Below are 26,975 nucleotides of genomic sequence, written 5' to 3'. Positions count from 1 at the left end.
AGTTTTGCACTTCAGTCCGCCTGACGCAAAACCCTTGTTGGTGGCAGTTTTTTTATTTCAATGCTGTTTTAGTTCCATTTTGGTCAGTTATTTTGAAGTCGTTTTTTTCAAACCAAAGAGCAAACATTTTTCCTTTGTCAGAATTTTCTTTGTGCTCCAAGTCAATTGCAATAACTTTTTGATGATACAAGAATTGAATTTGATCGAAAATCGTATGTCCGATAATCATTTTTGAAGCCTTATATTTTGTTAGCGTTTTTTCGATATCCTTTTGGTTCTCATCTTCTTTTGCTATACCACGATACCAAAGCGGACTTTCATTTCCTATAAAAATATCATCTCGTTTTTTACTTTTCTCAAAATTTGTATCTATTGTTTTTCTTATATTGTCGTTGATTTCTTTTAAACTGTATTTTTCAGGAAAATCTTTTCTAATACCTGCGTGAAAAAATAGAAAATCACCAATTTTTTCAACGCCATTTTTTGTTCTTAACCATCTGCCTAATTCAGTATTATTTGTATACCATTTTTCATAGTCTAATTTTAAAGTGTCTGCATTTTCGTGGTATTTATCTCGAACATATTTTAATTCTCCTTTTAGGTTCATTATTTCGTGATTTCCTAAAATAAAATGTACTTTTCCGCCTTGTTTTTCGGCTTCTTTTTCCAATTTGTAAATCAACCATAGACATTCAGTAATATTCAATCCTCTGTCAAAAAAATCTCCGACTAAAACCAAGTGATTATTTCCGAATGTCCAATTCAGTTGATTATCAATGATTTTATTTCCTAATAATATTGATTTAAAACCCTTAAAATTTCCTTCAATGTCAGAAATGACAAGCATTTTATTAGGTAAGCTATATTCCGTTGGTTCAATTAGCAAAGTATCTTTTAATTGAAATTTGAATGTATCTTTTGTTTCATCAACATAACAAGTTAAAGTGTCTTGTTTATTAATTTCAACCTTGCTAGTTATAAATAAAGTGTCTTTTGGAAAAATTTGATAGCTTAATATTTTGGCATTGTCATAAATAATAATTGGACCGTCAGAATTAACTGTTGAATTATCTTCATCTGTATTACCGTGTTTTATTGACCAACCAGGAAAAATATACAATCTTTGAATTGTTTCAGTATATAGAAGCAACGCACCAATTCCTAAGTATAGAATTATAGCAAAGATCAGAAATAATAGTGTTTTTTTTAATTTCATCGTTTAATGTCTAATTTTGTTTGTTTTTGTAGTTGGTTTGTAAAATTGCAACTAACGTTTCGGGGCTTTGCGATGGTGGGGAAATCGAAGCACAAAACTTCAATTTTGCACAAAAGTTGAACCGAAGAACAACTGTTGAACTTTGCAGTTTCGCCCCACTATTGCAAAACCCTTGTTAGCTGATGTTCTTTATCTTGGAGTTGAAGTCGGAATGGGTCCACCAATCTCATAACCGTTTGAAAAGGTTAGGGTTTCTTTAATTATTTTAGGATTTTTAGAGTCATAATAGACCCATTTTCCATCTTTGTTTCCATTTTTAAACGCTCCTAAACAATATAAATTTCCGTTTTCGTGATAGTATTCCCATTCTCCTTGTTCGCGTGAATCGACAAAAACGCCCTTTTCTATTAATTTTCCGTTTTCGTAAAAACGTTTCCATTCATTTTGTTTCTCGTCTTTGGTGTAGCTTCCTTCAACAGCTTTTTTTCCGTTTGGATGATAGCCAATGTAAAGTCCCTCTTTCAATCCATTTTTATAAAAATAGGTTACGCTAACTTTTCCGTCTTCAAAATATTCGATGTATTCTCCGTTTTTAGAAAACGGACAATCTTCTATGACTTTATAATATTTACAATATTCTTCAATGTCTTTTCCGAATTTATAATTATCTATTCGCTTTATTTTGCCATTGGCATAAAAATATTTTTTTTCTAAAAAACTATCTTTATAGATTGCAGAATATCCTAAAATATTTTCTCTGTCATAATAGGTCCAAGTTCCAATTTTTCCCCCATTTTCATATTGTCCGGTAAGAAATGGAACACCATTATCGTGAAATGATTTATATAAACCGTGTTTTTCGTGGTTTGCAAAAGTAATTTCTTCCTCCAATTGCCCATTTTGATGATAAAACAACCATTTACCATCTTTAAATCCTTTTATATGGTTTCCTTTCATTTCCAAATTTCCGTTTTGAAAATATTTTTCATAATTCCCATCCAATGTATCTGAAACGAAATTGCTTTTCTCTTCCAGTTTATTTTCATATTTGTGGTTGGAAATCCATTCTCCATTTTTTAATCCGTTTTTGTAGTTTCCAGAATCTATCAGTATATTATCTTTGTCGTATCGTTCCCAAAAGCCATCTTTTTTATTGTTTTTATAAACACCTTTTGAATGTAGTTTTCCTGTTGTATAGTAGGCTTCCCAAGCGCCATTCTTGTTTTGATTATTAATTTTTTCTTTTCCTATAACGTATAAGGAATCAAAAGAGTCTGTATAATCATATTTCCAATCTCCTAATTCTTTTTTGTTATTATCAACAATTTTTTGAAGTTGATTTTCTTTGTTGAATATTTTCTTTTGGGCATTTAGCGAAAGTGATGTGAAAATTATCAAAGGTATTATCAGTATGTTTCTCATAGAATATCAGCTAACGTTTTGGGGCTTTGCGATGGTGGGGCAATCGAAGCACGAAACTTCAATTTTGCACAAAAGTTGAACCGAAGAACAACTGTTGAATTTTGAAGTTTCGCCCCACTATTGCAAAACCCTTGTTATCGGTTCGGCTTTTATTTGTCAAACAGTTTTTCAAGTCCATATATTTTGTTCTTAGTTAGCAAGTCAACTATTTCATTTTGTAATTCAATTATTTCAGTCTTGTGTAAATTTCTTTCTTCTATTGAATTGTCTAGGCTTATGAATTTATTTTTCAGAGTATCAATTAAGTTGTCGTCACCAAAGTTGGAAGTCAATAGTTTTCTTTTTGCTTCATGGAAAACTTCACGTCCTTCTTTAAGTGTCATGTGGTTTGGTCCGCTGTCATTATTCTCTTCAAAGTCATCTATTCCATCGTCTTCCCAAAAACATATTGCACAAATGTCAAAAGAATCTCGTTCGTCCAATGTCAAATAGCCACAAACTGGGCAAGAGTTTTTTAAAATGTCTTCGCTTTTTAAATCGGTTCTTTGTCTGCCGATTTTTAATGCAAAGTTCTTCTGAAAGAATTCTCTTTGCTGATTGAAATTGTCGATATAATCTTCTTGGTCTTTCATTTCAGGGTTGTCTTTTAAGCTGACCGCTAACATCCAAATTTACGCATTGCGTAAATACAAGATATGTATTGTTGCGCTTATCCTTTTTATTATTTTATTTAATTGTCTATAAACTAGTTAATTAATTTTCTGTATATTTGGATAAACGCAATAAAAGATGAATCAAAATCTCATAGATCAATTTGTAACAATACTACGTATGCAACGCTATGCTGATAGAAGTGTAAAGACTTATGCATCGCACCTTGCTTATTTTCTCAGACTTTCTGCTAAACACAAGCCGGAAGATATTACCGAGCAACAAATAGAAAATTTTGTTATCTGGCTGGTAGAAAAAAGAAAAGTAGGGCAATCATATCAGAAAGCGATGATTTCTACAATTACAAAGTTTTATAAAGAGATATTCCACCGCCATATTTGTTTAAAGCACCTCTATCCTAAAAGAAGGGAATATAAACTGCCAAAATTTCTCACACGAGACGAAGTTAAAAAAATATTAGATGCCACAGAAAATATTAAACATAAAGCAATTCTTATAACCATCTATTCCTGCGGCTTGAGATTGAGTGAGCTTTTGGAACTGCAAATATCTGATATTAAAGTAAAAGAAAAGTTGCTATTAATCCGTCAGTCAAAAGGAAATAAAGACCGCTTGATGGTTGTATCTGCACAATTATTAAATGCTTTAAGAGATTATTTTAAAATTTACCAACCAAAAAACTACCTGTTTGAAGGTAAAAGCTCAGAAAAATATTCTGAACGAAGTGTACAGCAAATTCTGAAAAATTCTTTGAAGAAAGCAGGAATTATCACTCCGGCTTCAGTACATACTTTAAGGCATTCTTATGCCACACACTTGTTGGAAAATGGGATTGATATTAGAATCATCAAAGATTTATTGGGTCATAGTAATATTAAAACAACTGAAATCTATACACATATTACGGATATCAGCAAAAGTAATGTGAAAAGCCCATTGGATTATTTATACTAAATACTAAAAAATTGTTAGAATTTTTCATGATTAATTGAAAGCTCAATTTTGAAATAATTTTATAAGAAAAAGAATGAAAAATTATTTTAAAATTTTCGATAGTTAGAAACTAAAAAAAAAAGCGTTGAAAAACAACGCTTTTTTTGTAGAGAAGATGGGATTCGAACCCACGATACAGTTACCCGTATACTACCTTTCCAGGGTAGCTCCTTCAACCACTCGGACACCTCTCTATGTTTTGAAGACTGCAAAAATAGGCTATTTTATCGAATTAACAAATTCTTAATCTGCTAATTCACTGATTTCGCCACAAATATTTCTCGAAAAATTATCTGCAAAACTTCCTTTGTAATTTGGGTTATCAATTAAATGCATTGCTTTGGTAATCGCAGATTCAGCGGTCATATCTTTACCACTTATCGCCCCGATTTTAACGAAAATATTGCTGTTTTCGTACTTTCCAAACGAGATTCCCCCTGAAATACACTGACTTACCACCACGATTTCCGTTCCGTTGCTTCTGATCTGCTGCAAAGTTTCCAGAGTTTTTTCACTACTGAAAATTGTTCCTGAACCAAAAACCTGCAAAATCAAAACTTTCATTTTCGGAATTTCTTTAAAATGATTCAGTTTCATTCCCGGAAAAATTCTCCAGAATAAAACATCTTCAGAAATATGCTCGTCTACATGAAACTCAATTCTTCCATCACAACGGAAAAGATTATCTTTTTCAATCTTTAGATGAACTCCGGATTGCCCAAGAATAGGGTAGTTCGGACTAGAATATGCGTCAAAATATTCAGCAGAGTATTTCAAAGTACGGTTTCCTCTTAATAATTTATATTCAAAATAAATCGCAACTTCTTGGATTACGGCTTCATTTTGCTCATACAAACTTGCATAATACAAACTCGTCAGAAGATTTTCCTTAGCATCAGTTCTTAAATCTCCGATTGGAAGTTGTGAGCCGGTTAGAATCACGGGTTTTGTCAAGCCTTTTAGCATAAAACTCAATGCTGAAGCGGTATAAGACATTGTGTCTGTTCCGTGAAGAATCAAAAATCCGTCGTATTTTTTATAATTATCAAAGATGTAATTGGCGATAATTCTCCATTCTTCAGGTCCCATATCAGAAGAGTCCAAAGGTTTTGCAAAAGGATGTACAAAAACTTCACATTCCATGAGTTTCATTTCGGGCATTTTCTCAAAAATATTTCCGAAATCAAAGGCGCGGAGACTTCCGGTTTCGTAATCTTTTTCCATACCAATCGTTCCACCGGTATAAATCAGAAGGACTTTTCGCTTCATTTTAAATTTAAATTAAAGATTTTGAGTTTCTTTTCAGGTTCAGAATTTCAAAATTACGTTAATTTGCAAAGATTAGAAAATAGATGGAAGATTTAGCAAAAACTTACGAGTACCTCAAGCAGTTTTTAACCGAAGAAAGATTAAGAAAAATTGAACATTTCGCTCCCGAAAGTTCAGATTTTGTGCTTCCTGTTTTAGAAGATGTATATCAGTTTAGAAATGCGGCTGCAATTGTACGTTCTGTAGAAGCTTGTGGTTTTCACAAAGTGGTGGCTTTACAGGAAGAAAATAATTTCGAACCTAATTTAAGAGTGACCAAAGGTGCTGATACATGGGTTGAAGTTGAAAAACTTCCGAGAAACATGGAATCTTTCCAAAAAATTAAAGATAAAGGTTATAAACTTGTTGTCGTTTCTTTAGAAAACAACGCTAAAATGCTTCCGGAATACGAAATTACAGAACCCATCGCATTGGTTTTCGGAACTGAAATGGAAGGAGTTTCCCAGGAAATTTTAGATTTTGCAGATGAAACCTTGGCAATTCCGATGTATGGTTTTACAAGAAGCTTTAATGTTTCTGTTGCAGCATCACTTTGTATGTATGAATTGAAGCAAAAACTGATAAAATCTGATATTGATTATAAACTCAATGAAGAAAAATTATTAAAAATGAAGATTCGTTGGGCGGTGAATTCTGTGAAAAGTGGTAAGCAGATTTTGGAAAAATATCAAAAAGATAATAATTTGAATTTTATTTGATGAAAAATATACTTTCGCTGATTGTTTTGATATTCATTTTTTCTTGCGAAAGGAAAGGCCAAAATGCTATTTCGGAAAATCAGTCAACAGTCATAGCGATTGATTCTACTGCTGTAAACATCGACAGTTCTGATATTAAAACTTTCAATCCAGATGATACAAAGGATTTAGAATGGATTATTTTTAATGACAAATATAAAATTCCGCAACAAATTAAAGATTTTTTTCAAGCGGCAGAAAATGGCGAAATCAATATCGCAAATCCTGACGAAGAATTCAATATAACAGACGTTGTTGGCAAACCTAATATGCCTTTTAGACAATTAAGATTACTGGAAAAGAAAAATGAACTTTGGCGAATGGTTTACATTCAAGGAGGAATTGGGAAATCGTATCAATTTTACGAATTTAAAATCCAAGGAGACACTATTTCGGATATTAAAAAAGGATATTCTTTTGAAAATATTGAAACTAATGACTCATTAGAATATTTCATTAAAAATGGAAAAGTAAAATTTGAGAAAATCAAACTTAAATATAACCGGATAGATTAAATCATCTTATTATAATTCCAAGCCGCAACGAAAACTCCCGCTGTTTCCGTTCTCAATCTCTGATTTCCCAATGAAACTGCTTTAATTCCTTTGTCTGCCAAAAACAGAATTTCTTTATCCGAAAAATCTCCTTCAGGACCAATCAGAAAAGTGTAACTTTTCATTTTTGGAATTTCATTTAAATTTATTCTTTCTAAATTTTCGTTGCAGTGCGCCACGAAAGTAGTTTCTGAATCTACATTTTTAAGAAAATCTGGCAGTTTAATCAAATCATTAATTACGGGAAAATGAAATCTTAGACTTTGCTTTGATGCTGCGATCGCCTGTTTCCTGATTTTATCAATGTTCAGATTTTTACGTTCAGTTTTCTCGGTTTGAAGAATCGTAATCTCAGAAATTCCCATTTCTACTGCTTTTTCAACAAAAAATTCAATACGGTCAATATTCTTTGTCGGTGCAATCGCAATATGAAGTTTCGGATTGAAGTCTGGAGTTTCAGTTTTGATTTCTGAAACCTCAATTGTCGCTTTTTTCCCTTCAATAATTAGTGTTCCGGAAGCCAAATTTCCTCTTCCATCGGTGACATGAATTTCTTCACCGTCTTTCATGCGAAGAACTTTTACGATATGTTGCTGTTCTTCATCGTTAATGATTGCTTTTCCGTTATTGATTTCGCCAAAAAAAAGTTTCATAAAATGGAATATTTAGAATCTGTCTGATTTTGATTCAGTTAAAACTCTATTAAAAATAGATCTCATTTTCGCTTATAAATGCCACTCCGGTTTTTATGGTGGTGTAAACATCGCCTTCGCAATCTCTGTAAGAACACATATAGATTTCTTCAACCCAAATATTATTCATGAAAATTAAATTTAAGTATTCATTTTTCCTTAGATTGTTTTTGATGGATAAATAATCACCTTCTTTTGGCTCGAAATCAAAGCTGAAAACATTTTCAGCATTAATTTTTTCAATAATTTCTTCCTTGATATTCTGAATAAATCCTGTTTCTGAACTTACCATTAGATAATCTTCCTCTTCCGGTGCTTCTTTAACTTCATTTTTTCCTGTTACAGTTTCCAAAACCCAATAATATTTTGAGTTTTTTTTAGATTGCGTTCCCAGTACTTTTTCTTCTAATAATATTTTCATCTGTAGATGTTATTTTAAGTCTTTGTTTTATTTCTAAAGAATATTTTTCGGATGAAAAAATTACAAATCGTATTTTGAAATCGCTGTGGTTCTCAAATCGGTAAATTCGCCTCTTTCAAATTTCAATTGAGCAACCATCGCAATCATCGCTGCATTATCAGTTGTATATTCGAATTTCGGAATGTAAATATTCCATCCTAATTTTTCGTGATTGTCCTGCATCACTTTTCTTAACGCAGAATTGGCAGAAACTCCACCCGCAATGGCAACTTCTTTTATGTTTAAATCTTTTGCCGCTTTTTCCAGTTTATTCATTAAAATTTCGATGATACACTTTTGTACAGAAGCACAAAGGTCATTCATGTTTTCCTTAATGAAATCAGGGTTTTTCTTTATTTCTTTCTGAATAAAATATAAAACTGAAGTTTTAATTCCGCTGAAAGAGTAGTCGTAGTTGTCTAATTTAGGTTTATTAAATTTAAATGCGTCGGGATTTCCTTCTTTTGCCAACCGGTCGATAATCGGTCCCGCCGGATAATCCAAATCGAAAATTTTTCCGATTTTATCAAAAGCTTCACCCGCTGCATCGTCAATAGTTTTTCCGATAATTTCCATGTCGAAATAATCTTTCACCAAAACAATCATGGTATGTCCGCCGCTTACTGTAAGACACAAAAAAGGGAATTTTGGCGGCACAGGATTTGCATCGTCAATGAAATGCGCTAAAATATGCGCTTGAAGGTGATTTACTTCTATTAAAGGAACATCTAAACTCATAGCGAGCGACTTGGCAAAAGACGTTCCTACAAGCAGAGAACCCAAAAGTCCGGGACCTCTCGTAAAGCCTATGGCAGAGATTGCATTTTGTTGTATATTTGCTTTGAGTATCGATTTTTCAACAACGGGAATAATATTCTGCTGATGTGCACGGGAAGCCAATTCTGGAACTACACCACCATATTCTTTGTGGATTTCCTGATTGGCTGCAATGTTTGAAAGAATAGAATTTCCTTTGATAATAGCTGCTGAAGTATCATCGCAAGATGATTCGATACCTAAAATTATAGAGTCGCTCATAATAATGGCAAAGTTAGAGAATAATAACGAAAATGAGAACAAAAAATCGGTAGCTGAAAACCTGGGAGATCAGGTACAGAAGACCGTAGAAAATGTTCAGGAGACTGTGAAAGAGGCTTCTGAATTGGCTTCCGACGCTATAAATCATCCAATAGATACCGCTCAGGAATTTGGTAAGCAGGCTGCAAAAGACGTAGTCAGCTATTCTTGGTGGGCAAAATTATTGCTGATTCTGTTTTGGACTGTTCTTTCAATCGTTGTTTTGGTTTTTGTTGCAATCAATTTACCTGTTACCAAAAGATGGGCTGCAAATCAGGCTTTACAGATCGTCAACAAAGATTTTAAAGCTAAAATGTCGACAGAAAGCGTAGAAGTAGATTTTTTTGGAGATGTTACGATAAAAGGTTTAAGAATTAAAGATTATAAAGATTTAGATTTTATAAAAGCACGAGAATTTAAAGCAAATTCTGATTGGTTTTCTTTAGCAACAAATATTGGAAAAAATAATTCTTTAAGCTTTAATGGTTTAACTCTGAATGACGCTGATATTAAAGTCATTACTTACAAAGGCGACAGTATTTCAAACTTCATTCGTTTTACGCAGCTTTTTGACAGTGGGAAAAAGAAAGATCCCACAAAACCTCCTTTTCAGCTAAATGCACGTTTGGAAATTCTTAATTCTAAAGTTTCTATAGTTAATCAGAATTCTCCGGGAGAACCGGGGAAATGGTTGACTGCAACCAATGTAAACCTGATTGCACCAAAGGTAAAAGTAAACGGTGTAAATATTGCCGCAAGAATAGATAATTTTACTTTTACAACTAAAAGATGGGGGAAATCTCATTTTGTTGAGACATTTTCTACCGATTTTGCGATGACTCAGGATTATCTGTCTTTAGGAGATCTAACTTTAAATACAGATCATTCTCTTCTTCAGGGAGATATTAAATTTAATTTAAATAAAGGTTCGTGGGCAGATTTTACCAACAAAGTAAAATGGGATATGAATATGAAATTGGGAAGCCAGATAAGCGGTTATGATATCTCTTATTTTGTGACCAATTGGGATAATTTTATTCCGTTTAATGCGAGTGGAAAAATGACCGGTCCTTTAAATGAATTCACCTTGGAAAATTTCTTAATCAGAAATCCGAGTGTAAATATTGCGACCAAAAAACTAAAAGCTAAAGATTTATTAAAAGGTAATTTTCAAATTGAAACCAATGATCTTTCTGCAGATTTTACGTATAAAGATCTGAAGGCGATGATGCCAACTTTTGTTTCGTCAAAGATGAAAACCTTTGCAGATGATTTTGGTAAATTGAAATACAATGGAACCGCAAAAGTAAATCCAAAACAGGTTTATGTTTCTTCAGGAAATCTGATGACAGGAATCGGGCAGGCAAAAATTTCTAATTTTTCTTTAACAGATTACAGTACAACACTGCCTAAGTATAAAGGTTATGCAGAAGTTAATGATTTAAATACTTCCGTAATTACGAAAAGCAAGGCGGTTGGTTTAATTTCAGGGAAATTTAATTTAGACGGACAAAGTTTTGATGTCAATACCATGCGTCTGAGTACAAAATCTCAGATTTCGAGTATTGAAATCATGAATAAGGAAATCAATAATGTGGTTTTGAATGGTCTTTTAGATCATAAAAAATATAACGGTTTGATTACTGTGAATGACGAACAGGCAAAAGCGACTGTAAAAGGTTTAATAGATTTCAGTACTTCAAGAATTTCTGCAAATGTTGATGCAGATGTTGCTTATTTAAACATGAACTATTTTACCGGGAAAACCGGAAGTCAGGTTGTAAGCGGTAAAGTAAGCGGAAAGATGGCAATGTCTAATTTAAATGATTTGAATTTAGATGTTGAAGCTTCAAATGTAAATTTTGCTACTGCTGACCAAAAATATCATATTCCAAATGCTAAGCTTAAAACTTATGTTGAAGGAGGAGAACGGTCGATTTTAGTCGATGCACCCGGTGCTGCGAATGGAAAGATTTCAGGAAAATACAATTTGGCTGATTTAGCTGGAATGGTTGAAAATGGTTTAGGTAAAATCTTAGTGGGTCCTGAACCAAGAAAATTATATCGTGGACAGGCCTTTGTAATGAATTTTGATGTGGAACAAGGTCTTGTTGCTTATTTTCTTCCTGATTTAAAACTTCCTCAAGGTGCAAAAGTGGTAGGTGAATATGATGGAAATTCAAATAATCTAATTTTAAATCTTGACGCAGCTTCTTTGAAGTATGTAATGACCAAAAAAGAGGAAATTACGGAAGCTGACCGAGCTTTAGCAGAAGCAAATCCGGATTATCAATTGGATGACAGAATAGCTGTGACGCGCGACAGTGCAATGGTTGACAGTGTCATGGTAAGAATAAACACTGCCAATACAGAACAACAGCTTTACGCTAAAATCAGCAGATTAGAATACAATAAAAATATTTTAAAAGATGTTATTTTAACAGGTAAAAACGAAAATAATTCCATTCTTAGGATTTCTACAAACTTTAAACATGGGAATCCAGAAGATGAGATTAATGATAATCTGAAAAGCTATGCGATTAATTTTAATCAATCTACAAATCCTGCAGGAGATTATGTTTTCAGATTTGAGCCTACTGAAGTTAATTTGAATAATGTAAAATGGGCGATTGATACCAATCCTGAGTTTGACCATTATATAAGTTATCGACGAAGTACAGGCGATTTTGAGATTCATAATTTAAAAATTTATTCAGATACAAGTTCATTGCTGATTAATGAATCTATATTTAAATCTGCCAAAGATTTTTATGTAGATGCCGAAGTACAGAATTTTCAGATTGAGAAACTTTTAGAAATGCAGTCGGGTGGAAATCCTATGGATATTAAAGGTTTGGCCAATGGTAATGTGAAAATCAAGATGGATAAAAGCACACTGCAGCCTTTGGTAGATCTTACCGTAGACAATATCATGATGAATGGTAATGATATGGGAGATGTAACAATTTCTGCGGTAAATGGTTTTTCTCTGAATGTTTATGATGTAGATGTAAAAGTAGCTTCAGCAGGTGTGATTGGAAATAACAACCTGCATTTAACAGGAACGGTGAATAATAATACGCCTTCGCCAACCATTGATTTAACAACAGAATTAAGAGATTTTGATCTTGCCTTTACTCAACAATTTGTACGGACTATTTTTGGGAATCTAAGAGGAAAAGCAACAGGTGATTTAAAAATCAATGGTACTCTTAAAAACCTTGATTACAGTGGTGATATTGCTTTAAAAGAATTTGGGCTAAAACTATTATTTACAGGAGTTGATTATTCTTTTGATGATACCGTGATTCCGCTTTCTAAAGGTCTTGCGATTTTAAATAATATTGCGGTTCACGATGGGAGATCAAATTCTCAGGGAACGATTTCAGGTGCAATACAGTTTGAAACATTATCTTCAATGGGAGTCAACCTTGTAATGAGAGCCGATAATCTTTTAATGTTAAATACTACTCAGAAAGATTACGATTTATTTTGGGGAAGAATTTACGGGCAAGGCGATTTATATGTTGACGGGCCGGTTTCAGCTTTAAATCTTTCTACTCCAAATATGAAAGCTTTGAATGGAAGTACGTTTACATTCAATTCAGCATCAACTTCGAATGTGGAAGAATTTAAAATGTTGAGGTTTCTTAAAGAAGGAAAAGATGGCTTAGTTACTTTAGAAGATAAAAAGCGGACTGGAGCCAATATGAACATCGATTTTAATCTTGATGTTGATAAAGGAACTTCGGTAAATGTTTTAGTAGGTGATGATGTAGGGAATATTTCTGTAAAAGGAATGGCGAATAATCTGAGGTTTCAAATGGGTCGACAAGGAAATATTGCGATGAATGGATCTTATATGGTTGATAGCGGAACGTTCGTTTCTAAAGCAATTTTGAACAGAACTTTCCAGATTCAGAAAAACAGCAGTATTCGTTGGGATGGTGATGCCATGAAGCCAGCGTTAGACATCACTGCAAATTATGTAAGAATGGTATCGAATGCCGGAACTTATCTCAATATGGGGCAATTGCCACCTGTTAAGATTTTGCTTCAAATGAAGATTACCAATACCTTGACAGATCCTAAGTTGACTCCTAATGTTGTGGCATTGGACGTTTCCAGTCAAGTAGAACAGACTTTAGCAACAAAAATAAATCAAACCGAAGGAGAGAATGTATTACAATTCGGATCTATTTTGGTTTTAAATAATTTTAATGTTGCAGACGCAGGCGGAGTTGAAATAGATGCGATTGGAGTAGCAGAATCTACAGGATATAATATGGTTCTTAAACAGTTAGGATCTGTATTTAATAATATAAGTAATCAATTTCAGGTGGACTTAAACTATGTGAAATCTGATCCGGGTTCAAATAACGCTGACAGAGCAAATGCAGGGGTTAGTTTCGATTTATCTCCAAGAATTACAGTGAAAACAGGATTGGGAATACCTTTAACAAGAACTGAAAATACCAGTAATAACTATCTTTCGGGAGAAGGTACTGTGGAATATGATATTTCAAAGAAAAACGACGGTACACTTCTTCTAAGAGGATATTCTAAACCAACTAACATTGGAATGGGAGTTGGTACTGTAGGAACAAATGGTTCTGCAAATCAGGCTTATGGTGGAGGTATCGTTTGGAGTAAAAGCTTTAATTCTTTCTTTAAAAAGAAGAAAAACAGAAAAAAACAAGCTGAAGACGATAATGAAATAAAAACAGATTCTGTAAAATCAGAGGCTAAATAGTTCGGAATTTTTAATGATTTTTATCATCCGTGTTAATTATTGTTAATATTTGATATTATTTTTTTAGTTTAATTATTTTTTTTAATTTTGTAAAAAATTTATGGATTTTTTAGGAAAAATATAATTTCACTATTATGAACTATCAACTGGACGAAATAGACAAGAAAATTCTTGATTTCTTAGTAGAAAACACAAGAATGCCTTTTACAGAAATTGCTAAGCAGATGGATGTTTCTGCGGGTACAATTCACGTAAGAGTGAAGAAAATGGAAGATGCAGGTATTATTTTAGGATCATCTCTTAATCTTGATTATGGTAAACTAGATTACCATTTCACGGCTTTTATCGGGATTCTTTTAACAAAATCAAACCGTACACAAGAGGTTTTGAAAGAGTTAGGAACTATTCCAAACGTTATCGAAGCGAGCGTTATCTCTGGAAAATACAATATCTTCTGTAAGGTAAGAGCTAAAAATACAAACGACGCAAAAAGAATTATCTACCAAATAGACGACATTCAGGACGTCATGAGAACTGAAAGTATGATCTCTATGGAAGAATTCTTAAGCGATAAAAACAGATTGATCAACGCAATCTCTATTTAATCAAATTTTAGACGATATAAATACCGAAGAACTTATGAAATCATTCATAAGTTCTTTATTTTTGTAGTATGGAAAAAGAATACAAAGAATACAGTTATTTTGATGAAGATCCTAAAAAAGGATGGGGTTTTATTTTGGCATTGGCTTCTTTGCTTTTATTTACTTTTATGGGTATCGGGCTCGATTTTGATGAGTATCTGCAGCACGAAGGTTTAAATATTCCTAAAGGGTATTTCTATCTTATCTTCTCTGTGGATATTCTGATGATTTTGGGCATTGTATTGATGTTTTTTTACAGAAAAATAGGCATCGTATTGTTTCCTGTGATGCTGCTCTTGCACTTCTTTATGCACAATTATTACCTTTCTACCTTCTTATATTCTGACGTTACCAATTTGTTCTTATTTACAGGATTTGGAATGTTGGCAATTATTCCCAAGTGGAAGTTTTTCAGATAAATAATTTTAAAAATATATTTAAAAACAAAAAGCTATTAAGATAACCTTAATAGCTTTTTTCTGTATACTTTTTTGAAGATTGAATTAGTTTTTCTTCATCTTATTCTGAACCCGTTTTATCAAAAAGTAGAAGATTAAAAACCCTAAAGCAAAAATAGAAACTCGTGATAGAAAATCTCCGGATCTTACATAAAAAGTTTCGCCTTCATAAAGATTTACTTTTGCGAATAATGCAGTTTGATCTCCATAGAAGGTATCCTCTAAAATTTCACCTTTTGCATTAATGTGTGCAGAAATTCCGCTGTTTGCAGAACGTACAATTTCCCTTCTGGTTTCAATAGCTCTCATTTTTGCATAAGATAAAAGCTGTTTGTGCCCTTCTGTAACTCCCCACCAAGAATCATTCGTCATAATTCCGAGGAAATTGGCGCCTTTTTTCACATAATCCGTTACAAATTCACCATAAATACTTTCATAACAAATAATCGGAGCGATTTTTCCTTTATTAAAAGGGTTCGAAAATGCGACACGTTCTTTGTCTGTTCCCAATGAAGCAACTGTTCCACCTAAATTAATCATTGCATCGCCTAAAAGTGGCTTTAAAACATTCATGTAAGGGAAGATTTCAACTCCGGGAACAAGCTTTCCTTTGTGATAGACTTCAACTTTTTGATTGGGAATAATCTGAACTGCCGAATTATAATTTTCGACCCAAACTCTGTCATTGATTTGATAAGCGTCTCTTGGCAAATTATTTTTATCTAAAAAAAAGCGATGTGATGAAATTCCTGTTACAAATGTAGATTGAGGATGCTTGGTAAGAAATCCTTTTACATTATTTAATAAATTGCTCTTTTCAAAAGCGGTTTCAGAGATAGAGCCTCTTCCGGGAATTGCGGTTTCCGGAGCAATGTAATAATCAACTTTTCCCTTTGTATTATTTTCGGCTAAAGCTAAAAGTTCGTTCTGAATGGTGATGCTGTCTTTAGAATATTTTTCATCATAAGGATCAAGATCGGGTTGCAGCATTAAGACGCTTACTTCACCAATTGGTTTTTCGTTAAATTGATTAAATTTTATCAACGAAATAATCATCGGAAGACCAATCAAAAGTACTGTTGCTGAAATATTGATCATTAAATCTTTTCTTTTTCTCCCAGCCTGCCAAATTCTGATGGTGTAAAATATCAATAAATTAACAAGCAAAATCCAAAAGCTTCCACCTGTTGAGCCCAAAGTATCATACCATTGAATCAGTTTTGGATAATCTGAAAAAGAATTTCCAAGATTCAGCCAAGGCCAAGTAAGTTGCCAATTCAAATGAAATTTCTCAAAACTCATCCATATTGCTACTAAAAATGCCATTCCCCAATACGTTCCCTGTGCATTTTTATACCAATGATAACATTGAAAAACCAGTGAATACAAAAAAGAATTAACCAAAACCGGGAATAAAACCGCCATCATCGAATGACTTCCGTCAGGATTTTTTGAACCATATAACCAGCCTGTCGTTACAATATTCCAAATGACAAAACACAGATAGGAAAGTCCGAAAACCACCCAGCTTTTTCTGTTGTATTTTGAAAATTTAGACACATCATGTTCCATTATTAAAAGCGGAACCAATGCAAAAAATATAAAAAACGGAATTCCGTAAGTCGGCCAAGAAACCGAAAGCAGCATCGCTGAAATGAGCGTAAGTAAAACGTATTTCATTAAATTAGTTTAACACACAAATTTAATGTTTTTGAAATGAATAACTTTGCAATTGATGTTAAAGAAATTTTATAAAATTATTATTCTCCCTTTTACTATTTTGTTGCTCTATCTGATGTTTTTCGGGATGGGAAGAACGCAATATGAAGTAAATGTAGTACGGGTAGAACCGTTTTTTTCGACATTATATTTTGTAGAAAATACGATTCGCTGGTGGGATATTATCCGAATTGTTTTGGGAAATATTGTAATGTTTATCCCATTCGGTTTTTTAGGATGGATTTTTCCTCGTCTCCAAAATTTAAAAGAAAATATCTTTGTTTTTGTTTCCGCAATTGTAATTGTAGAAGCGCTCCAGTATTTTACAAGACTTGGAATTTGTGAAGTGGATGATGTAATTCTGAATACTTTTGGCGTTTTTCTGGGATGGCAAATTAAAAGAATGCTTGAAATTAAATTCACCAAATTTGTAGTTTAATAGTCAAAAAGTAAGCATCCGCTTTATCATTTAGGAGGAATTTAAAGATGGGTTTTTATTTTCTCACAGATTAAACGAATTATGCAGATTTAATGTTGAAAGAATCTGTATAATCAGCAAAATCTGCGAGAGACTTTATTTTAAACTAAAACAAATTTATCCATTCAATTCCTTTGCGCGTTTTTCAGCATTCAAAATTCCTTTTTGAAGAATTTCTTTGAAATTATTTTCTTCAAAAGTTTTCAATGCAGTTTCTGTAGTTCCGCCTTTTGATGCGACATCTTTTATCAGTTCTTCTAAACTTTTGTCGGAATTGTTGATGAGATGATAAGCACCGAGCATGGTTTGTTTTACAAAAAGTTTAGAAAGATTTTCATCAATTCCCATTTCTGTTCCGGCTTTAATCATGGCGTCTACAATGTAGTAGAAATATGCAGGGCCACTTCCCGAAAGTGCGGTAACGCCGTCCAATAATTCTTCATTCTCCAGATAAACAGATCTTCCGGTGCTGTTGAGAAGTCTTTCGATATTCATCAATTGATTAAAAGAGATGCCTTCTGCGGAAGTATAGCCTGTAATTCCCATTCCCAAAAGGGTAGGAGAGTTCGGCATTGCTCTTACAACGAATTTGTGATTTAATAAACGTTGAATTTTTTCAATTTTAATTCCTGCCATAATCGATAGAATCATCTGATTTTCGTTTAAAGAAAACTGAAAACTCTCTGCGGCTTTTTGAAAATCCTGTGGCTTTACAGCAATGATAATAAGATCAGCATCTAATTCTTTTACCTCATCAAATATTGAAATTTTCGATTTTGGAAATTCTTCTGAAATTTTCTGAATTTTAGATTGGTTTCTTGTAATGAGATGAAGGTTTTCAGGCTTTATCAGTTCATACTTCAAAAATGACTTGGAAAAAGATAAACCCATATTTCCTGCTCCGATGATGGCGATTTTCATATTTGTGTTTTATAAATTTATTCGAATATATATTTTCTGAAGATTACAGAATAATTGTCATTAAAATTAATTAATTCGATATGTTTAAAATTAATTTTTCTAGATTTTTTATCAATTTTTCCAATCGAGCTGTAATTTTTAATCACTACCGATTTGTCGTTGATTTCTGCTATTTCACCAATTGAAAATAATTCCTGATCTTTCTTTTTACTTTCAATAATGCAGTGAAAGCCCTGTGTTTTGATAGATTTAAAAATAGCTCCAAAATTTTTCAAAGAAGTATTGTTGATTACTTTATGATTTAGTTTTATTAGACCTTCTTCCAAATAAATCCTCTTTGAAACCTTGTCTGATAAGCCGTGACGAATTCCGGATATTCTTTCATAAGGGATAATTTTAATTCCGGCGAGAGAAAAGTCATTAGCCTCTTCTATCATCAGAAAATCATCAGATGCTTTTACAATGAACCCTAAAACTGAAGAATCATTTTCAAGATTAACTTTCACAAAATCACACTTGTCAATATGTTTTTTAATGATTTTTTTGAATACTTCATCAGAATAAGTTTTATCAGCCATAATTATTTTAGAAATATTAAACTAAAATAAGCTATTCTCTTAAAACTAAAGGTAGAATTGATTTTAAAAAGAAATTAAATTTATTCTACTGAAAAAATTAAATTGTGTAAAAGATCGTTTTAAAGAATGTTCACTTCTCTTTCCAATTCAATTCCGAACTTTTCCTTCACAGAGTCAATAATCATAGTTGAAAAATCAAAAATTTCTTTTCCTGTTGCATGTCCTGTTGCGTTAACAATAACTAAAGCCTGTAATTGATGAGAAGCAACGTTTCCGATTTGTTTTCCTTTCCAGCCGCATTGTTCTATGAGCCAACCTGCAGGAACTTTTACAAATTCGCCATTCGGATAACCTTGGATATTGGGAAATTGTTCTTTTAAATTTTCAAATTGAACTAAAGGAATTGTTGGGTTTTTAAAGAAACTTCCGGCGTTTCCAATTTGTTTTGGATCAGGGAGTTTGCTTTGTCTGATATTAATAACGGCTTTTGAAACATCCTGAATAGTTGGATTTTTTATACCTAAATTTTCCAACTCAGACTGTATGGCGCCGTATTCTGTTTTAATTAAATGATTTTCTTTTGTCAGTTTAAAACGAACTTCCAAGATCACATATTTCCCTTTTCCTTCCTGCTTAAAAATAGAATCTCTGTATCCGAATCTGCATTTTTCAAGATCGAAAGTTTCGGCTTCCAAAGTTTCAAGATTTAAAACTTTGCAGTCAACAAAAATATCCTTGATTTCCGTTCCGTAAGCTCCGATATTCTGCATCGGTGAAGTTCCTACATTTCCCGGAATTAAAGAAAGATTTTCTAACCCGCCATAATTTTTGTTTAAACAAAAAAGAACAAATTCATGCCAATTTTCTCCCGCTTTTGTAGTCACTAAAACCTCATTTTCATTTAAAACCTCTTCAGAAATTCCTTTTAAATCTAATTTAATAGCCAATCCGTCAAAATCCTGAGTAAACAAGAGATTACTTCCGCCACCTAAAAATAGGAGTGGGAGCTTTTTAAAGTTAGAGTTTTGTAGGGTTTCGATTAGTCCTTCAACAGAATTTATTTCAATGAAATATTTTGCTTTTGCTTCTACACCAAAAGTATTGAAAGGTTTTAATGAGAAATTTTCCTTCATTGGATTTTGTAAATGTTAGAATTAAATTGATATAGGATTTATTGATATTCTTTCGGAAGAATCTTTAAAATTTGCTGTTTGAAATCTGCAAATTGCCTGTAATGAATATCATTTTGTGCATTAACGTAAACGTGAGATTTTTTGTTGGTCTTAATCTGAAAACTCTCATCAATTCCATCAATCGGTTGAATGCTTGGTGAGCTTTCAACGCTATCTAAGTTTTTGACTTTAAAAGAAGAGGTGATGTTTCTCCATTTCTCTGGCTTTATGGCAGAGTGCCATTCTTTATGCTTCTTCGTTGAGGTTTCTCCTGTTTCGAAATGAATGGAATCTTTCGTTATTTTTACAACTCTGTAATATCCTGATTGACCGCCAATTTCTGATAATCCAATAAAAGTGATTTCTTCAGTTTTGGAATCTGAATTTTTGTCTGCAGTTTTTTCACTGCACGAAAAGAAAATCAGCAGTAAAAACATTGAAAACAAGATTTTCAAACCATTCATTTTTACTGCTGAAATTTAATATTAAAGATTAAACTCTAATTTATATTTTTCAAGTGCATTTTTCAGAATTTCTGCACTTTTCCTTAGATCTTCTTCTTTCAAAACGTAAGCAATTCTTACTTGTTTTTTTCCTAATTCAGGATTGCTGTAAAACCCTCCTGCAGGAGCAACCATGATGGTTTCGTTGTTCAAAGTGTATTTTTCAAGAAGCCATTGCGCAAACTTTTCAGTATCATCTACCGGAAGTTCGGCAACGCAATAAAATGCGCCTTTTGGTTTCGGACAAATAACTCCGGGAATTGCATTTAGCAAGTCAACCAAAACGTTTCTTCTATGTGTATATTCTTCTCTTACGGCTCTAATGTAGGCTCCATCATTTTGGTGAGCTGCTGTTGCTGCAATCTGTCCCAATAAAACCGGACTTAATCTTGCCTGAGCAAAAAGCATTGCTGCATCGTGAATTTTTTTAGAACGGGTAATTAAACATCCGATTCTTACGCCGCACATTGAATAACGCTTAGATTCTGAATCGATAATAATACAGTTTTCTGCCAATTCAGGAAAAGCAAACATCGAAACCTGTTGCTTTCCATCGTAAACATATTCTCTGTAAACCTCATCAGAAATAACAACAATATCATATTTAATAGCAATTTCTGCTAATTTTTGAAGTTCTTCTCTGGTGTAAAGATATCCTGTAGGATTTCCCGGATTGCAAATGACAATTGCTCTTGTTTTGGCAGTGATTTTTTTCTCAAATTCTTCAATCGGAGGAAGAGCAAAACCAGTATCAATAGACGAAGGAATGGCAACTACATTTACATTGAAAGTACTTGTGAAACCGTTGTAATTTGCATAATAAGGTTCAGGGATAATTACTTCATCACCGTCATCACAGAGTGTAGAAATAGCAAAATTTAAAGCTTCTGAACCTCCGTTTGTAACGATGAAATTATCAGGAGTAAGATCTGTAAAGTCTAAGGAATGATAATATTCTGTCAGTGCTTTTCTATATTCGATATTCCCTTCTGAAAGAGCATATTCTAAAACTTTTAAATCAATGTTTTTTAAAGCATTAAGAGCAGTTTCAGGAGTTTCGATATCCGGCTGACCGATGTTTAAGTGATATACTTTTGTACCTCTTTGTTTAGCCTGTAAGGCAAAAGGAACCAGTTTTCTTACCGGTGAAGGCGGCATCTGCTGCGCTCTGTTTGAAATGTTTGGCATTGTCTAAAATTTGTTGTCACAAAAATAACAAATATTTCGGCACAGTCAGAACTATTTTGAGAAAGAAGAAAATTATTATGTATCGCATTTTAATTATGTGATTGGTGTTAATAATTCTAAAAATGAATGTATTTTAATGATGTAATCGATTATGTTTTGTGTATATTTTGTTAATATTTTAATTTATTTGGAAATAATTTAAAATTAATATTGTGAATTTGAATTTAATTCATAGTTTTACGCCAACTAATAAAAAAATATCTATGAAAGTAAAAAGACTCTTTGGTCTAGCTGCGGTTGTTGCTTTATTTGGCACACAAAAAGTAGCGGCTCAGTATTATTATCCTGTTGCTGTAAGCGGATTTACTCAGGATGTTATCGCAAACGGTATTGGAAGTTCTGCTGTAAGTGTAACAAGCCCTGTTGATGATGCAAACTTTGCATATATTTCCAGAGATTTTCAGGCTACGGCTACAACACCTGCACCAACATATGGTCTTCCAGCTACGGGACAATTTATGACGATTGTTACAGGTACTCCTGGTCTTACTTATCAATTGGCATCATATTCAGGAAGTAATTCTTTAAAATTGAATGCAGCCAATGATACTGGAACTCTAACTTTTACAACTCCTACTGCAGCTTATAATCTTTATTTCTTGGCAACCGGGGGTAGCGGACCTGCTGTTGCAAGTGCAATTGTAAACTTTTCTGACGGGACTTCACAATCATTTACCAATTTAGCTGTTGCTGACTGGTACGGAGGTACAAATGCAGCTATACAGGGTATTGGCAGAGTAAATATTACAAACAATAATTTGGAAGATGGTGGAGGAACAAACCCAAGAATTTATCAAATACCATTAGCTATTTTAGCGGCAAATCAATCGAAAACAGTTCAGAGCGTAAGTTTTACTAAGGTTTCTGGTTCAGGATTTATCAATATTTTTGGTATTTCTGCTGATAAGTATACGACTTGTTTGGCTCCTTCTGCAGTTACTGCATCTGCAGTTACGGCTAGTTCAGCCACATTGAGTTGGACTGCTCCTACAACTTTACCAACCAATTACGATGTTTATTATACATCTTCAACCGTTGCACCAAGTGGTACTACAGCTCCTTCAATATCAGGTATTGCTGCAGCAACATTAACAACTAATATTGTTAGTGGAATAAATTCAATGACTAAATACCATGTTTGGATAAGATCAAACTGTGGAACTACTGTTGGTCAATGGGCTTATGGAACTACTTTTACAACTCCTTGTTCTGTATTTCCAGCATCTTACACAGAAAATTTTGATACTACCACAGCTGGATCTACTACAAATACCAATGCGCCAATGTGTTGGTCGTATTTAGAAACAAGCGGATTTGCAGGATACGGTTATGTAATAAACAGTAATTCAAATTCACCTTCAAACAGCTATTATTTATATAATTCTTCGGCAAGTACAGGTAATCAAATGTTAGTTTCTCCTCAAACAACTGCATTGTCTGATGGAACGAAAAGAGTGAAATTTTTTGCTAAAGGTTCTGCGGGATATACTTTGCAAGTGGGAACATTAACGAATCCAACAGATCCTTCTACATTTGTTTCATTTAATACCACTACCATTACAGCAAATTATGCTCAGTATACAGTGAATATTCCTTCTGGTGGAGGGTCTTATTTGGCTTTTAGACATAATTTAGGCGGAACTTACAGAGGAATTTATCTTGATGATATTACAGTTCAGGCAATTCCATCTTGTTTTGAGCCTACTGCAGTTACATCATCCAATATCATGGTTAATTCGGCTAGTATTGGTTGGGCAGCTCCTGCTACGGCACCTGCAAATGGATATGAAGTATACTATAGTACATCAAATACAGCTCCTACTTTTAGTACGGTTTTGGATACGACCAATTCTACAACATCAACGACTTTGTCTGCTTCAGCAAATGGGCTTACTAGTGCTACTACATATTATGCTTGGGTAAGATCTGTTTGTAGTGCTACAGATAAAAGTGATTGGAGTGCTTCGCCAACAACATTTACAACAACTTGTACATCTACAAATGTTCCTTATACTCAAGATTTTGAAAGTGCAACAGTACCCGCTTTAGCTAATTGTACAACAGCTCAGAATTTGGGAACAGGAAATATTTGGACTACTAATTCTCCTGGAGGTTATGGATTTACGTCTAAAGTTTTAAGTTATCTGTATAATAGTACTAATGCGGCAAACACATGGTTCTACACCCAAGGAATTAATCTGACGGCAGGAGTTCAATATACAATTAGTTATAAATACGGAAATAACGGAGGAACAACCTATGTTGAGAAAATGAAAGTTGCATATGGTACAAGTGCAGATGCTGCTTCTATGACAAATGCAATTGCTGATCATCCTAATATTACAAATAGTACGGCTGCAATAACTTCAACTGTTAACTTTACACCTACTACAACAGGTATTTATTACTTTGGCTTCAATTGTTATTCTATAGCAGATAGAAACCGTTTGTTCTTAGATGATATATCAATTACGCAATCATCTCTGGCAACATCTGAAACTGCTGCAGCTAAGAAAGAAGTTAAGATCTATCCAAATCCATTCAGTGACGTTATTAATATCTCAGAATTTAAAGATATTAAAACAATTAAAGTGAATGATGTAGCGGGAAGAACATTAAAAACAATTGAAAATCCTACCAAGGAAATCAATTTAAGCTCATTAAATTCTGGACTGTATTTGATTACAATGTATTTCAAAGACGGTTCTCAACATACCGTGAAAACCATTAAAAAGTAAACTATTTTTGAATTATTTTTTTATAAGCAGCCTTACATCTTTTTGTAGGGCTGTTTTTATTTTATTTAAAATTTAAGTTTAATCAAAACCATTTATTTTTAAATTTGTTAAAAATTAAAAAAAATGCAAACTCCCACAACAAGCTTAGAAGATTATTTCTCACAGATTCCTGAAGAAAGACAGGAGGTTTTCAAAAAAATGTTTGATACCATCACAGATAATTTGCCTAGCGGTTTCCAAAAAGGAATCAGTTATGGTATGGTGGGTTGGCAAGTTCCTTTAGAAAAATATCCCGATGGATATCATTGTTCACCAGGTTTGGCACTACCTTTTATGAGTCTGGCTTCACAGAAGAACTTTATCGCCTTGTACCACATGGGAATGTATGCAAAACCGGAGCTTTTAGATTGGTTTGTGGCTGAATATCCGAAACACTCAAAAAGAAAGCTGGATATGGGGAAATCTTGTGTGCGTTTCAAAAAAATGGATGAGATTCCTTTTGAGCTAATCGCTGAGCTGAGTAAAAAAATGACTGTTGACGAATGGATTGATATTTATGAAACCAATTTTAAAAAGAAATAATTTTTTCAACCTTTTTGCAATTTTCGCTTTCCTGATTATAATTTCAGGATGTAAAAATTCAATTTCATCAGGTTTGAAAAATGGAGATTTGTTATTTGTAACCGCAAAAGAAGCGGGTTTGTCGGGTGCAATTAATAACGTGACTCAAAAACAAAAAAACGCATCTTTTGATCATATCGGAATTTTACAAAAAGATAAAACCGGAACTTTTGTTCTTCACGCAGCTCCAAAGGGTGGTTCTCAGAAGCAAAATTTAAATGATTTTCTTAAAAATCAAGCTGAAGACGGACAAAAAGTTGTGGCTTACAGATTAAAACCTGAATTTCAGAAAAATATTCCTGATGCGATTGGAAAAGCAAATTCAATGTTAGGAAAACCGTATAATTTCAATTATATCTTAGACGAAAATTCTTATTACTGCTCAGATTATATTGAAAGAGCATTTAGAAAAAATCAGATTTTCAAATTAGAACCCATGACTTTCATCGATCCGAAAACAGGAAAAACAAATGCATTTTGGGAAGAGTTTTACGCTAAAAAAAATCTCAAAGTTCCGGAAGGTGAGCTTGGTTGTAATCCGAATGGTTTGGCGGCTTCAGACAAAATTGAGCGTATTAAAGAACTATAATAATCTACTTTTTATGCCACGAATTCACAAATATAATTGAACATATTAATTGATTTAGATTAAAATAAAATTCGTGCATTCGTGGCTGTCTTTATATTTACTTAAATGGCTATAAAGACTGGAGAAGCTGAAAAAGCTTCTCTTTTTGTGTTAAAATTAAAATTTATTACCCTACTAATTTGGTAGACTAATATTTTTTTATATTTTTGTCAAGAATTAATTATTAAATATTTCAAAATGTAATTCAAAAAGTATTGTTTAATCAAAAATGTTTTAGTTATGATTACACCCAATTTGCAAAATGTAAACCTTATCAAAAAAGAGCTGATCTTAGAAGTAGAATTGAACGGGAAAATGAAATTTGATCATCTTTTAAATGCAATTTATCAGCAGATGGGAATCTGTTATAAAGTATTAAGTGCAAATGTGGAGTATATGAACGGAAACAATTTTGGATCATTTCAATTATACATCAATGCCACTCAGAAAGAATCTCAAGAACTTGAGTTTTTTCTGAACAATAATAAACTCTTGAATACCACTGTCGAATATACCTGCAGAAAGTATTCATAACTGTAAGTCCATATAGTTTGAGGGGCGTTCAATTTATTGAGCGCTTTTTTTATTTCTAAAAGTGACTTAATTTAGAGATTGTTTTTAACATTCGTCAATTCGAGTAAAATTCTGCAAGAATTTGTATCGAGAATCTTTGCTTCATCATCAATTTCTCGATACTTTTTTCAAAATCTACTCGAAGAAACGTAGGCGAATTTAATATTCATTACAGATTTTATTCAACTTTCCGATAAAAAGTCTATTTTTAATCTAAATTAAATTACAAAATTATGATTCCATCACTTATTATTGTCGGTGTTTTAGTTATTGCATTGCTCTACGGAGTTTCTATTTACAATCGTCTCGTAAAATTGAGAAATCTTGTTCAGGAAGCGTGGAGTAGTATTGATGTAATGCTCAAGAAACGTCACGATCTGATTCCGAATTTGGTCGAAACCGTAAAAGGTTACGCTACTCACGAACGAGAAACTTTGGAGAATGTAACTAAAGCGAGAAATCTTGCTGTCGGTGCAGATTCTGTAGAAGGTAAAGAAATTGCAGAAAAAAATCTAAACCAAGCGATGGTTAATCTATTCGCTGTTGCAGAGCAATATCCGGATTTGAAAGCGAATGCTAATTTCCAGCAGTTACAGGCAGAATTAAGCTCAATCGAAAACGATATCGAAAAATCAAGAAGATATTATAACGGAACGGTAAGAGAAAACAATACTTTGGTAGAATCTTTCCCAAGCAATATTGTAGCAAATATGTACAAATTTGAGAAGTCTAAATTCTTCGAACTTGAAAATGTTGCCGACAGAGAAGTTCCATCCGTAAAATTCTAAG

The 26,975-nt window shown here is 33.0% G+C and carries 25 protein-coding genes and 1 tRNA gene; 12 read left to right on the top strand and 14 right to left on the bottom strand.

Annotation, left to right across the window (positions count from 1 at the left end):
• Positions 1-52: 52 nt before the first annotated feature.
• The 3 genes from OEA66_RS05045 to OEA66_RS05035 form a co-directional block, all read right to left on the bottom strand.
• Entirely contained in the window at positions 53-1,216 is a 1,164-nt protein-coding gene (locus tag OEA66_RS05045) for a metallophosphoesterase (protein ID WP_267280359.1), read from the bottom strand.
• A gap of 189 nt (positions 1,217-1,405) precedes the next feature.
• Complete coding sequence (locus tag OEA66_RS05040) at positions 1,406-2,638, bottom strand: toxin-antitoxin system YwqK family antitoxin (RefSeq protein ID WP_267280358.1); 1,233 nt, start codon at positions 2,636-2,638, stop codon at positions 1,406-1,408.
• A gap of 149 nt (positions 2,639-2,787) precedes the next feature.
• Positions 2,788-3,270, bottom strand: coding sequence for a CPCC family cysteine-rich protein (locus OEA66_RS05035; protein WP_267280357.1), 483 nt, complete (start codon positions 3,268-3,270; stop codon positions 2,788-2,790).
• Between the two features lie 157 nt (positions 3,271-3,427).
• Here OEA66_RS05035 and xerA point away from each other — a divergent pair, with 157 nt between their 5' ends.
• On the top strand, positions 3,428-4,264 hold the full coding sequence (gene xerA, locus OEA66_RS05030; RefSeq protein WP_267280356.1) for a site-specific tyrosine recombinase/integron integrase: 837 nt from the start codon (positions 3,428-3,430) through the stop codon (positions 4,262-4,264).
• A gap of 146 nt (positions 4,265-4,410) precedes the next feature.
• On the opposite strand, the gene OEA66_RS05025 is transcribed toward xerA, so the two are convergent.
• Both OEA66_RS05025 and OEA66_RS05020 read right to left on the bottom strand, forming a co-directional pair.
• Positions 4,411-4,497: transfer RNA gene (locus OEA66_RS05025), tRNA-Ser, on the bottom strand.
• A gap of 49 nt (positions 4,498-4,546) precedes the next feature.
• Entirely contained in the window at positions 4,547-5,572 is a 1,026-nt protein-coding gene (locus OEA66_RS05020) for an asparaginase (protein ID WP_267280355.1), read from the bottom strand.
• 83 nt (positions 5,573-5,655) lie between these two features.
• Between OEA66_RS05020 and OEA66_RS05015 the strand changes: the two genes are divergently transcribed.
• The gene (locus OEA66_RS05015; protein ID WP_267280354.1) at positions 5,656-6,330 is read left to right on the top strand and encodes a TrmH family RNA methyltransferase; all 675 of its coding nucleotides are present in this window, start codon (positions 5,656-5,658) and stop codon (positions 6,328-6,330) included.
• Positions 6,330-6,884 (top strand): hypothetical protein, encoded by a 555-nt coding sequence (locus tag OEA66_RS05010; RefSeq protein WP_267280353.1) that lies wholly within the window; start codon positions 6,330-6,332, stop codon positions 6,882-6,884. Before OEA66_RS05015 ends, OEA66_RS05010 begins: the two co-directional genes overlap by 1 nt.
• Here OEA66_RS05010 and OEA66_RS05005 read toward each other — a convergent pair.
• From OEA66_RS05005 to tsaD, 3 genes are read right to left on the bottom strand one after another with little or no spacing between them, the layout of a single operon-like run.
• A complete protein-coding gene (locus OEA66_RS05005; RefSeq protein WP_267280352.1) occupies positions 6,881-7,576 on the bottom strand; it encodes an RsmE family RNA methyltransferase in 696 nt (231 codons plus the stop codon). The genes OEA66_RS05010 and OEA66_RS05005 overlap by 4 nt on opposite strands.
• A gap of 49 nt (positions 7,577-7,625) precedes the next feature.
• Positions 7,626-8,036: a hypothetical protein gene (locus tag OEA66_RS05000; RefSeq protein ID WP_267280351.1), complete on the bottom strand. Its 411-nt coding sequence runs from the start codon at positions 8,034-8,036 to the stop codon at positions 7,626-7,628.
• A 60-nt stretch (positions 8,037-8,096) separates the two neighbouring features.
• Positions 8,097-9,113: a tRNA (adenosine(37)-N6)-threonylcarbamoyltransferase complex transferase subunit TsaD gene (tsaD, locus tag OEA66_RS04995; RefSeq protein ID WP_267280350.1), complete on the bottom strand. Its 1,017-nt coding sequence runs from the start codon at positions 9,111-9,113 to the stop codon at positions 8,097-8,099.
• A 4-nt stretch (positions 9,114-9,117) separates the two neighbouring features.
• On the opposite strand from tsaD, the gene OEA66_RS04990 reads away from it, so the two are divergent.
• The 3 genes from OEA66_RS04990 to OEA66_RS04980 all read left to right on the top strand — a co-directional run bounded on the left by OEA66_RS04990 (position 9,118) and on the right by OEA66_RS04980 (position 14,968).
• Positions 9,118-13,905, top strand: coding sequence for a translocation/assembly module TamB domain-containing protein (locus OEA66_RS04990; RefSeq protein WP_267280349.1), 4,788 nt, complete (start codon positions 9,118-9,120; stop codon positions 13,903-13,905).
• A gap of 134 nt (positions 13,906-14,039) precedes the next feature.
• Entirely contained in the window at positions 14,040-14,510 is a 471-nt protein-coding gene (locus OEA66_RS04985) for an Lrp/AsnC family transcriptional regulator (protein WP_066678756.1), read from the top strand.
• A gap of 68 nt (positions 14,511-14,578) precedes the next feature.
• Complete coding sequence (locus tag OEA66_RS04980) at positions 14,579-14,968, top strand: hypothetical protein (protein ID WP_267280348.1); 390 nt, start codon at positions 14,579-14,581, stop codon at positions 14,966-14,968.
• Positions 14,969-15,052: 84 nt separating this feature from the next.
• Here the strand turns inward: OEA66_RS04980 and lnt are convergent, their stop codons facing one another.
• Complete coding sequence (gene lnt / locus OEA66_RS04975; protein WP_267280347.1) at positions 15,053-16,687, bottom strand: apolipoprotein N-acyltransferase; 1,635 nt, start codon at positions 16,685-16,687, stop codon at positions 15,053-15,055.
• Between the two features lie 55 nt (positions 16,688-16,742).
• On the opposite strand from lnt, the gene OEA66_RS04970 reads away from it, so the two are divergent.
• Complete coding sequence (locus OEA66_RS04970; protein ID WP_267280346.1) at positions 16,743-17,165, top strand: VanZ family protein; 423 nt, start codon at positions 16,743-16,745, stop codon at positions 17,163-17,165.
• Positions 17,166-17,321: 156 nt separating this feature from the next.
• Here the strand turns inward: OEA66_RS04970 and proC are convergent, their stop codons facing one another.
• From proC to OEA66_RS04945, 5 genes are all read right to left on the bottom strand, one after another.
• A complete protein-coding gene (gene proC / locus OEA66_RS04965) occupies positions 17,322-18,125 on the bottom strand; it encodes a pyrroline-5-carboxylate reductase (RefSeq protein WP_267280345.1) in 804 nt (267 codons plus the stop codon).
• A gap of 17 nt (positions 18,126-18,142) precedes the next feature.
• Positions 18,143-18,703: a hypothetical protein gene (locus OEA66_RS04960; protein WP_267280344.1), complete on the bottom strand. Its 561-nt coding sequence runs from the start codon at positions 18,701-18,703 to the stop codon at positions 18,143-18,145.
• A gap of 119 nt (positions 18,704-18,822) precedes the next feature.
• Complete coding sequence (gene murB, locus OEA66_RS04955; protein WP_267280343.1) at positions 18,823-19,836, bottom strand: UDP-N-acetylmuramate dehydrogenase; 1,014 nt, start codon at positions 19,834-19,836, stop codon at positions 18,823-18,825.
• Between the two features lie 38 nt (positions 19,837-19,874).
• Positions 19,875-20,339 carry a hypothetical protein gene (locus tag OEA66_RS04950; RefSeq protein ID WP_267280342.1) on the bottom strand — a complete coding sequence of 155 codons (465 nt, stop codon included), beginning with the start codon at positions 20,337-20,339 and terminating at the stop codon, positions 19,875-19,877.
• 21 nt (positions 20,340-20,360) lie between these two features.
• A complete protein-coding gene (locus tag OEA66_RS04945) occupies positions 20,361-21,566 on the bottom strand; it encodes a pyridoxal phosphate-dependent aminotransferase (protein ID WP_267280341.1) in 1,206 nt (401 codons plus the stop codon).
• A 263-nt stretch (positions 21,567-21,829) separates the two neighbouring features.
• On the opposite strand from OEA66_RS04945, the gene OEA66_RS04940 reads away from it, so the two are divergent.
• The 5 genes from OEA66_RS04940 (at position 21,830) to OEA66_RS04920 (ending at position 26,974) form a co-directional block, all read left to right on the top strand.
• Positions 21,830-24,364, top strand: a complete 2,535-nt coding sequence (locus tag OEA66_RS04940) for a T9SS type A sorting domain-containing protein (RefSeq protein WP_267280340.1) — start codon at positions 21,830-21,832, stop codon at positions 24,362-24,364.
• Positions 24,365-24,487: 123 nt separating this feature from the next.
• Positions 24,488-24,946: a DUF1801 domain-containing protein gene (locus OEA66_RS04935; RefSeq protein ID WP_267280339.1), complete on the top strand. Its 459-nt coding sequence runs from the start codon at positions 24,488-24,490 to the stop codon at positions 24,944-24,946.
• Entirely contained in the window at positions 24,921-25,574 is a 654-nt protein-coding gene (locus OEA66_RS04930) for a YiiX/YebB-like N1pC/P60 family cysteine hydrolase (protein ID WP_267280338.1), read from the top strand. Before OEA66_RS04935 ends, OEA66_RS04930 begins: the two co-directional genes overlap by 26 nt.
• Positions 25,575-25,853: 279 nt before the next feature.
• Positions 25,854-26,147, top strand: a complete 294-nt coding sequence (locus OEA66_RS04925; RefSeq protein ID WP_267280337.1) for an NIL domain-containing protein — start codon at positions 25,854-25,856, stop codon at positions 26,145-26,147.
• A gap of 272 nt (positions 26,148-26,419) precedes the next feature.
• A complete protein-coding gene (locus OEA66_RS04920; RefSeq protein WP_267280336.1) occupies positions 26,420-26,974 on the top strand; it encodes a LemA family protein in 555 nt (184 codons plus the stop codon).
• Position 26,975: the final 1 nt, after the last annotated feature.

Source organism: Chryseobacterium luquanense, from assembly GCF_026460945.1.
GTDB lineage: Bacteria > Bacteroidota > Bacteroidia > Flavobacteriales > Weeksellaceae > Chryseobacterium > Chryseobacterium luquanense.
This window is presented reverse-complemented; position numbering and strand designations above follow the sequence as displayed.